The organism is Mycobacterium sp. TH-M106 (assembly GCF_057473765.1).
The window spans coordinates 1-10,075 of the sequence record NZ_JBYCLE010000242.1 but is presented as its reverse complement, the minus strand read 5'-3'; the positions used below and the strand labels follow the sequence as shown (position 1 = coordinate 10,075).

Here is a 10,075-nt window from a genome sequence, read left to right as displayed (position 1 = left end):
CTTCTGGGCGCCCAGCACGCTGAGCATGTCGGGCCAGACCCGCTTCATCGGGAAGCGGGCGAACCGCTCGGCGTACCGCGGGTCGGTGAACTCGATCGAGGCGTGCGCCACCTGGCAGCCGCGTTCGGCGAACACCTCCCCGGCGGCCTCGAGCACGCAGCGGGCCTGCCCGCTGTAGCTGTAGTACAGCAACAGCACCCTGCGGGGACGCTGCGGCTGGTCGCGCCGCTGATTGCCGGTATCGGTCACCTCAACTCCTCCCGCAACTCCTCCCGGCGAGCCTATTACCTTGCCCACTACCCTCACAGGCGTGACCGACAAGGTGCACGTCGACCTGCACGGCGCGGCGCAGACGATGCTGACGACGCTGTACTGCAAAGCCCGCGACGCCGACCTGCCCCGGCCGGTGCTCGGCGACCGCTACGCCAGGGCGGCAGCCAGCCGAATCGATTACGCCTGGCACGAACTCGGGGTGGCCGACCGGTGGACGACGCTGGTGACGGTGCGCGCCGCTCTGTACGACATCTGGACGGCGCAGTTCCTGGCCGCGAACCCGCGGGCCGCGGTGATCCATCTCGGCTGCGGACTGGACAGCCGGGTGCTCCGCCTCGACCCCGGCCCGGACGTGCACTGGTATGACGTCGACCAGCCGGAGGTCATCGCGTTGCGCGAGAAGGTTTTTACCACCCGAGAACACTGCGGCCACCACTGCCGCTACCGGGTGATCGCCGCGTCGGCGGCCGACACCGCCTGGCTGGACCGGATTCCCGCCGGCCGCCCGACATTGTTGCTGGCCGAGGGCATCAGCATGTACCTGACCGAACCAGACGGCGTCGCGCTGCTGCGGCGCGTCGTCGACCGCTTCGGCCGCGGCGAACTGCAGATGGACTTCTACAACTGGCTGGGCGTCCGGTCGCAGCGGACCCACCGGCTGCAGCGCCAGTCCGGATCGACGCTGCACTGGGCCGTCAACAGCCCGGCCGACATCCTGGATCGCGTCTGCGGGGTCCGGCTGCTGGCGGCAACCACGTTCTTCGACGCGGCCACGTTTGACCGGGCGCCGGCAGGATTCCGGCGGGCCGTCGGCCTGGTTCGGGTGATTCCGCCGCTGCGCGGAATGTTCGCATACCACCGCTATGCGTTCGGGCCGGTCAGCTGAGACCGGTCGCGGCGTGCTGGCGGGCGATGTCGCGCAGCCGCGCCCGGATCGCCTCGACCGACTTCTGCGGCGCCGGCCCGTGCGAGTGGTACTCGATGCTCAGCTGCTCGGCGACGATCTGGGTGAAGTAGATGTCGATTCCGGCGCTGACCGCGAAGTACAGCTCGCCGTGGGTGGCGGTCACCTCCACACCCGGCGGGGTGCGCACCGGTGGGACCAGACCGTTGTTGGACAGCACGACGACGTCCGGCAGGCCGGGCGGGTTGCCGACGTAGGCCGGGCTGAAGTGCAGCCGGGACTGCTGGATCACGCCCTCGGCCAGGTCTGCCTGAAACGTCTCGGCGATGTCGCGGGCAAGGTCGACCACCTGGGTCTTGGGGTCGATCTCGGCGAGGTAGGTCGCCAGTCCGACCGGGTTGGTGCACCCCGTCGCCGACACCGGCGGCGACAGGAAGTAGCGCAGGTCGACGGTGTAGAGGTAGGGAATCGGGATGTTGCGCCGGCCCCGAAGTTCCCATTCGGCCATCAGCACCGCGGCCGAGAGCACGGCGTGCAGGGTCAGGTCGTGCGCCCTGCCGAACGCGACGACGTCCTCGGTCTCGGCCGCGCTCAACCGGCCGGACACCATCGGAACTCGCACCGGCGAAACCGGTTTGACGTCGGTGACGATACGGCGGGTCGGCGGTAGGTCGTAGGCGAACATCGCCGGCATGAACCGCTCGATGCCTGAGCGGGGCTGTTTTTGGATGCCCCGCTCGGCGAGCACCGCCTCGATCGACTCAGGCGCGGGCTCGACGCTGACCGCGCCGATCTTTCCGGTGCCCACCAGGTCGGTGTAGTAGGACAGCAGCTCCTCGATCAGGCTGTACATGTGGTGGCCGTCGGCGACGGCGTGGTGGACGTAGAGGGTCGGCTGCGGCTGGCCATCGCGGATGGTCACCCGAAGACCGACCAGCGCCTCGCTCTGGTCGAAGTGCGGCGGGGGGGCCTCGGCGGCCGGGTCGTCGAGTTCCACCACCTCGATCTGAGCCGGCAGCAGATCGTCGGTGACGAACTGGTGACGCCCGTCGGGGCACCGCTCGAGGTGCGCGGTGAGGATGGGGTGCGCTTCGAGCAGCGCGTCGTAGGCGGCGGACAGGGCGTCGATGTCGACCGGCCCCGCCAGTTGCGCGGCCAGGCCCACGAAATTGTGCGTTTCGGCGAGCATCTCCTCGCTGTTGGCCAGCTTGCGGATCACCGAGGTGGGAAACACCGTTCTCCTACGCCGAGTCGGTCGCCGACAGATCCACCAGCACGACATCGTCTTCGGTGTCGCCGTCGCCGGCCGAGTCGGCTTCGGCCCCAGACTCCCCAGCCTCCCCAGCCTCCCCGGCCTCGCCGGCCTCGCCGGCCTCCCGGATCAGCTCCATCAGGGTCGACGTGAGCCCGTCGGCAAACGACTGCGCCCTGGTCACGTCGACCCGGCGGCTGTCGTACCACCAGTCCAGGTGCAGCACCCCGGTGCAGCGGTACGCCCGAAGCTCGAGGGCGTGGCCCAGGCCGGGAATCGGTTCACGCACCGGCAGCGCGGTGTCGGCGTCCAGCCTGACGGGCACGTCGTCGGCGGCCAGGTCCGGCAGGTCGGGAATCGCGCCGAGGTAGGCGAAGTGGACATCGGCCGGACGGGCGGTGCCGAGCAGGCGTGCGGTCGGCGCGTAGAGGTAGCGCAGCAGCCCGTAGCCGATTCCGTAGTGTGGGACGGCATTCAGCATCTCGCGCACGTCGTCGAGCGCCTGCCGGGCGGCCACGCCCGACCCCGTCGAGCAGCGCAGCGGCACCGGGTACAGCGTGGTGAACCAGCCCAGGGTGCGCCGCAGGTCGACGTCGGGTTGCAGCACCGACCGGCCCGGTCCGCCCAGGTCGACGGCGACGGTGCCGTCGCCGACGGTGGCCGCGACGGTCCGGCTCAGCGCGGCCAGCAGGAATTCGTTGATTCCCCATCGCAGCCTGCGGCGTGCGTCGTCGAATTCGGTGGTGTCGGCCGCGGTCAGCTCCGAACGCACCCGCACCAGGTCGCCTGCGCCCGGCGGCGGAAAGTCTGCTGGGTCCGAGACGACACGCAGGGTGGGTGCGGCCGCGGTCGCCAGCCAAAAATCTCGACGTTCGACCACACCGGGATGGGTGGCCAAGGCGGCGCAGCGCTGCGACCATTCGGCCCATGAGGTGGTGACCGGTTGCAGGTCGATGTCCTGGCCGGCCAGCCGCTGGCCGAACGCGGTGAACAGGTCGGTGAGCAGGATCTCCCGCGAAAGCTCGTCGGCTACCATCGCGTGCACGCTGAGCAGCAAGGAGCACGAACCGGGCTCGTCCGTGTCGTCCCCGCCGCCCTGGACATAGCTGGCGGTCAGCGGCGGGCTGGTTGGGTCCTGTTCATCGGGCGGCGGTTCCGCCAGGTCGGATGGCGACCGGACGGTCAGCTCAGTGAACTCTCGCGGTGCTTCGATGGTCTGCTCCCACGTCCCGGCACGCTGGTCGATGCGCAGCCGCAGCGCGTCGTGGTGGGCGGTCAGCGCGGTCAGCACCGCACGGACGTCGTCGAGGCTCACGTCGGGCCGCAGCCGCAGCACCAGCGGAACGCGCCAGCGGCCGCGTTCGCGTACTCCGTGTTCGAGGAAGTATGCGATGTTCGGCGGAACGGGGGGGTTTGCGACCCTAGCTAGCTCGGCCGGCGACTGCCGCGCCAACCCACCGGCGGCGTATCGGTCTACCAGTGTCTTGGCCAGTGCAGCGACGGTCTGGTTCTCGTAGAGATCCTGCGGCGTGAGGTCCAGCCCTTCGTGGGCGGCTGCCATCGCGACACTGATGGCGACCAGCGAGTCACCGCCGATGTCGAAGAAGTTGGCGTTGCGGTCCACCGAGTCAGTGTTTTCCAAGCCGAGGCAGACCGCCCAGATGCGCTGCAGCGTCGCCTCCGTCGGCGAACTGCCGTTGGCCGGCGTTCGGGTCTGCTCCTTGAGCCCAGGTGGCCCGGCCGCCGCCGCGCCGGTTGCACCTCCCGCCCAGCGTGCCGCGGCGTTGTGATCCACCCAGTGCCGTCGGCGCTCGAAGGGATAGCCGGGCAGCGACACGAGTTGGCGTTGGTCGCCGAGCCGGGGTGCCCAGTCGACGTCTATCCCCGCCGACCAGAGTTGCCCGAGCCCCAGCAGGAACACGTCGCGGTCGTTGCGGTTCTGGGCATGGTGGCGCATCAACCGGACGGCCCGGTGGCCGGCCGGGCCGGTTGACCACCTCGGGTGCCGCATCGCCGACCCGGTGAGAGTGCCGCCGGGGCCCACCTCGACCAGGACGCGCCGCGGATCGGCAAGCAACGCGTCGAGTTCGTCGGCGAACCGGACCGTCGCCCGCAGTTGGCGCGCCCACGTCGCGGCGTTGGCAGCTTCGCTGGGCGCCAGCCAGGTTCCGGTGAGGTTCGACAGCAGCGGAATCTGAGGTTCGTGCAGCGTCACCCGGGACAGGAAGCCGGTGAACTCCGGGATCACCGAATCCATCAGCCGGGAGTGGAAGGCATGCGAAGTGCGGACTCGCCTCGCTGAGATTCCCGCTTGCGCAAGGCGTTCGGTGAACTGGGCCATGTCGCCCTCGGCACCGGCCACCACGCAGCCGCCCGGGTCGTTGACCGTGGCGAGATCGACGTCGGCTAACAGGAATTCGGAGATCGCGTCGGGGCTCAGCGGCACTGCCACCATCACTCCGCGGGGTGCGGTGTGCATCAGCCGGGCGCGCATGGCCACCACCGAGATGGCGGTGTCCAGATCGAAAACGCCTGCGATGGTGGCCGCGGCGTACTCGCCGATGCTGTGCCCGGCCAGCGCCGACGGGCGCACGCCATAGCTTTCGACCAGCTTCGCCAGCGCGTACTGAACCGTGAACAGCGCGGGCTGGGTCCGGTCGGTGCGCTCCAGGTTGCGCGCGGTGCCGTCGAAGATCTCCGCGCGCAGGTCGACGCGCAACTCCGCGTCGAACCCTGTCGTGCACGCGTCGAAGTGCTCGGCGAACACCGGCTCGGATTCGTAGAGGTCGCGAGCCATGCCGATGTGCTGGGCGCCCTGTCCGGGGAACAGGAACACCACCCGGCTGGAATTATCTGCGGCTGAATCGGATTCCTCTGCGGCGGGCACTGATTCGCCGATGAAGACGTTGTCGTGCTCGGCTGCGCCCAGCACCCTCACGGCGTCGCGGTGGTCGGCGACGACGGCCGCCATCCGGATGGGTTCCGTGCGTCGCCGCGTCAGGGTGTAGGCGACGTCGGCCAGCGGGTTCTGCGGGTCCGGGCCGGACAGCTCGGCGGCGAGCGCGACGCGCGACTGCTGCAGTGCCTCGGCGCTGCGCGCCGACAGCAGCAGCACCTGCGGGCCGGGTGGGGCGGGGCGGGCCGGTGCTTTCGGCCATTCCTCCAGGACCAGATGGGCGTTGGTGCCACCAACCCCGAACGAGCTGACCCCGGCGCGCCGGACGCCGTCGGCTTCCCAGGGGCCGTATTCGCCGCGCACAACGAACGGGCCGGAGTCCAGGTGCAACTGCGGGTTGGGGCTGGTGTAGTGCAGCGTCGCCGGGATAGCCCGGTGCTGCAAGCAGAGGATCGTCTTGATCAGACCGGCGATGCCGGCCGCCGACTCCAGGTGTCCGATGTTGGACTTGACCGAGCCGATGAAACATGGCGCAGTACGCTCCGCGGTGGAAACGCCGAACGCCTGTCTCAGGCCGTCGATTTCGATCGGATCGCCGAGCGGTGTTCCAGTGCCGTGGGTTTCGACGTAGCTGATGGTGGCGGCGTCGACCTCGGCGACCGCGTGCGCTTCGGCGATGACGTCGGCCTGGCCGGCCGCGTTGGGGGCGGCGTAGGTCATCTTCGTCGCGCCGTCGTTGTTCAGCGCCGAACCGCGGATCACCGCGTGGATCCGGTCGCCGTCGTCGACGGCGGCCTCCAGCGACTTGAGCACCACCGCCCCGACGCCGCTGCCGAAGACGGTCCCGTCCGCCCGCACGTCGAACGGCCGGCAGTGCCCGGTCGCCGACACCATCGAGCCGGGTTCATGCCAGTAGCCGACCCGGTGCGGGACGCGCAGTGACGCGCCGCCGGCCAGCGCCATGTCGCATTCACCGTTGAGGATGCTCTGGCAGGCCAGGTGCACCGCGACCAGCGCCGACGAGCAGGCGGTCTGCACCGACAGGGCGGGGCCGCGCAGGTTGAGCTGGTGGGCCACCCGGGTCGCCAGGTAGTCCTTGTCGTTGTTCAGCGAGAGGTTGACCATCTCGAAGGTGACGCCCTGCCCGATGACGGTGTTCGGATCGCTGTGCGACATCAGGTTGTGCAGCAGATAACCGCTGGTGGTACTGGTGCCGAACACGCCGACCGCACCGTCGAGCCGCTCCGGGTCGTAGCCGGCGTCTTCCAACGCGTGCCATGTGCACTGCAGGAACAGCCGGTGCTGCGGATCCATCATCTTCGCCGCCTGGCCGGTGAAGCCGAAGAAGTCGGCGTCGAACTCGTCAATCCCGTCCAGCAGCGCCGCACGCCGCACGTAGAACTGATTGGCCAGCACCTTGGCGTCGATGCCGGCGGCCAGCAGGTCTTCCTCGGAGACGTCGACGATCGACTCCACGCCCTCGCGCAGGTTGTTCCAGAACGCCGACAGGGTGTTGGCGCCGGGAAACCGCCCGGCCATACCGATCACCGCGATAGCCGTCGTCGGCAGGGGTTCGTTGTTGCCGTTCACACCCGGCCCCCCACTTTGCGCCGCGCCGCGGCCCGTTGCCGCGCCGCGCCGCGCTGCTGGGCCCGGGCCCGGACACCGCCGGCACCCCCGCCCGTGCCATCCTGGTCCGGTCCGCCCAGGTCGAGGCGGTGCAGGAGATCGGCCGTCAGGTCGGCCAGCGTTGCACCCTGCAGCAGCAGTGCCACCGGCGGTTCCACCTCGAAATCACCGCGAACGGTGTTGCGGATCCGCACCGCCATCAGTGAGTCCAGGCCCAGTTCGGTCAGCGGCTTGTCGGCGTCGATGGCGCTGCCTTCGGGGTAGCCCATGACGGCCAGGATGCGTGCGCTCAGCCGAGCGGTGGCGACCCGTCCAGCTTCGGCCGCGTCCATCTCGCGAAGCGCGCCGGGGCCGGCCCAGTCGTCGTCCGCGGCGGCGAGTTCCACTTCGTCGGCCAGCGCGGCGAAGTACCCTAGTTGTCGAATTTCCGGGAAGGCGGCCGCGCCGCGGTCCAGCCGCAGCCGGGTTACCCCCACCCGACTGAGGCCGTCGGCCAGCACCGCCTCGAGGGCCTCGATCCCCTCGGCCGGGGCAATGGGATCCAGCGCGCTGAATGTCAGCGAGCGGGCAACCCCGATGTCGGACCACTGACCCCAGTTGATCGTGGTCCCCGGCAGGCCGCAGGCCCGCCGCCAGGCGACCAGGGCGTCCAGCCAGGCGCTGGCGGCGGCGTATGCCAGCTGCCCGGGCGCACCCAGCAACGACGACGTCGAAGAGAATCCGACCCACCAGTCGAGTTCGCGAGCCGTGCTGGCTTCACGTAAGGCGGCGTGCAGCCGCAGGGCGCCGACGGCCTTGGGTGCCCAGACCCGTTCCAGGCTTTCGCGGGTGAGGGTGACGACGATCTGGTCGTCGATGACGGCTGCGCCGTGCAGCACTCCCCGCAGCACCAGCCCGGTCTGTTCGGCGGCCGCGACGAGTTGCTCGGCCACCCCCGTTTCGGCGATATCACCGCGCACGACGGCGATCTGGGTGTGCCTTTCTAGTTCGGTGAGGACGGCGCGTTGCTCGTCGGAGGGCTCGGACCGCCCGTTGAGCACGACGCGCCCGGCGCCGCTGTCGGCCAGCCAGCGGGCCACCACCAGACCGATGCCGCCGAGGCCGCCGGTGACGATGTAGGCGCCGTCGCGCCGGACTACTGGGCGGTGCTGCTGCGCGCCCAGCGCCGCACGGCACAGCCGCTCCACATATCGCTGCCCGCCGCGCCAGGCGATCACGTCGTCGGTGCCGGCTCCGCCCGGCCCCGTCGGCTCGGGCGGCTCGGCCAGCTCGGCCAGCAGTGGGGCCAGGGAGTCGTCCGGCAGATCCACCAGAGTGGTCCGTAAGTCCGGATGTTCGTAGGCGAGCACCCGGACGAGTCCCTTGAGGGCGCCGATCGACGGGTCGCCCGGCTCATGACGCTCACTCCCGGTGACCGCCAGGCCGTTGCGGGATACCAGCCACAGCCGCGGTGACTTTCCGTGCCAGCCTCCGACAAGCGCGCGCACCGTCGACGCGACCGCCCAGGTCAAGTCACGCCCACGCAGCACTCCCGCATCAAGGGCGTCAGGGGTGTCGGGGGCGTCGAAGCAGTCCGGTGAGCCGTGACGAAGGAACACGACCACTCCGGCCGGCGGAAGCTCGGGATCGGCCCCGGTTTCCGCGAAAGCCTCCAGCACGGCGGACTCCCGGGACAGATCCGCTCGCAGCATCCGCGGGGCCGTCGAGCCGAACTGAGCGAGAAAGCCGTCTGCCAGGTGTTCGGTTTCGGCGCCGTCGGTCAGCACCAGCCAGCTGCCGTGCCCGGGAGCCGTTGACTGCGCGCCGGCCGGGATCGGAGCCGTCGAAGTATCGACCCAGGTGGTGCCGAAGAGCTTCTGCGCCAGCGGCAACGGCACCGTCCGGCTCTGCACGCGCTGCAGGTAGATCCCGGTCAGCTCGACGGTCGGGGTTCCGGTGTCATCCGTCACCATGACGTGACCGCGGATGCCGCCCGTGCCGTCGCCGTCGTGTTTGACGGCCTCGGCGCGGCAGCGGGCACGACGGCCGGTGTCCCCGAAGACCCGGATGGTCTCCACCGACACCGGCAGGTAGGTGGCGTCAGCCGATCCAGCCGACCCGGTCGAAGATTCGACCGGCAGCGCGGCCGCCAGACACTGCAGCGCCGCGTCGAGCAGCACCGGATGGACTCGGTAGCCGCGGTGCGGTGCGGCTTCGTCGGGCAGAACGATCTCGGCCTCTGCCAAACCTCCGGGTTTGCGGGTGATCCGCGTCAACGCGGCGAAAGCCGTCCCGTGATGCAGGCCGGTCCGACGCAGCGCGGCATAAAAGTCTGCCGGCGGCAGCACTGTGCCCACTTTGCCCACTGTGCCTGCTGTGCCGGTCCACTCTGGCGGCGCCCCGACCTGTACCGCCTGTGCCGTTCGTGCCTCCTGGACCCGAGCGACCGCGTGCCGCAACCAGTGTCCGCCGGATGCGCGGGAATGAATCTCGACGCGGATGCCTGCGGTATCAGAACGATCTGGAGTGTCGGCGATGCCGTCGGCGCAGTCTTCGCGCGTCAGCTGGGTCGTCACTGATGTACTACCGTCGAGCCGCAGCATCTGTTCGATCTCGAGCCGATTCAGCGTCACGGCCTCGGCCGGCAAGCCTAGGGCCTCGCTCGCCGCGGCCAACGCCATCTCCGCGAAACCCGTTGCGGGCATGACGGCTTGGCCGTGCACCTTGTGGTCGGCCAGCCACGGAATGACGTCGGTTCCCACATCCGTCTGCCAGACGTGGTGGCGGCCAGACGGCAACTCGACGCGCATCCCCAGCAACGGATGCGCACTGGTCGGCTGACGATTCGCCGATGACGGTGCGGCCCAGTACTTGACGTGCAGCCAAGGCCTCGGTGGCAGGTCCGTAAGGTGTGCTGCGGGGGTGTCGGGCTGCACTGCTTCGACCGGTGCGGGCCGGACGGTGGCCAGATTGGTGTGGAAGGTCAGTGTTTCGGGGTTGTCCCGGTGCAACGTTCCCGTCACCCGGCTCTCGCCCGGTGACCCTGCCGCCTCGAGCGTCTCGCCGATGGCGTAGGTCAGCAGCGGATGCGGGCTCATCTCGATGAAGGCGGCGTGGTTCTGCGCCAGGGCGGTGACCGCTT

Annotated in this window: 4 protein-coding genes and 1 pseudogene; 1 reads left to right on the top strand and 4 read right to left on the bottom strand. The window is 69.9% G+C overall.

Annotated features, from left to right (window positions below):
- Positions 1–249, bottom strand: a pseudogene (locus AC2VOP_RS08480) (flavodoxin family protein); the annotation flags it as partial.
- Between the two features lie 61 nt (positions 250–310).
- Here AC2VOP_RS08480 and AC2VOP_RS08475 point away from each other — a divergent pair.
- Entirely contained in the window at positions 311–1,159 is an 849-nt protein-coding gene (locus AC2VOP_RS08475; RefSeq protein WP_486960552.1) for a class I SAM-dependent methyltransferase, read from the top strand.
- Here the strand turns inward: AC2VOP_RS08475 and AC2VOP_RS08470 are convergent.
- The 3 genes from AC2VOP_RS08470 to AC2VOP_RS08460 form a co-directional block, all read right to left on the bottom strand.
- Positions 1,152–2,411 (bottom strand): phthiocerol/phthiodiolone dimycocerosyl transferase family protein, encoded by a 1,260-nt coding sequence (locus tag AC2VOP_RS08470; RefSeq protein ID WP_486960551.1) that lies wholly within the window; start codon positions 2,409–2,411, stop codon positions 1,152–1,154. The genes AC2VOP_RS08475 and AC2VOP_RS08470 overlap by 8 nt on opposite strands.
- Positions 2,412–2,418: 7 nt before the next feature.
- The gene (locus AC2VOP_RS08465; RefSeq protein ID WP_486960550.1) at positions 2,419–6,915 is read right to left on the bottom strand and encodes a type I polyketide synthase; all 4,497 of its coding nucleotides are present in this window, start codon (positions 6,913–6,915) and stop codon (positions 2,419–2,421) included.
- Positions 6,912–10,075 (bottom strand): type I polyketide synthase (locus tag AC2VOP_RS08460; protein ID WP_486960549.1); only part of this gene is annotated, 3,164 nt, incomplete at its 5' end. The genes AC2VOP_RS08460 and AC2VOP_RS08465, both read right to left, overlap by 4 nt.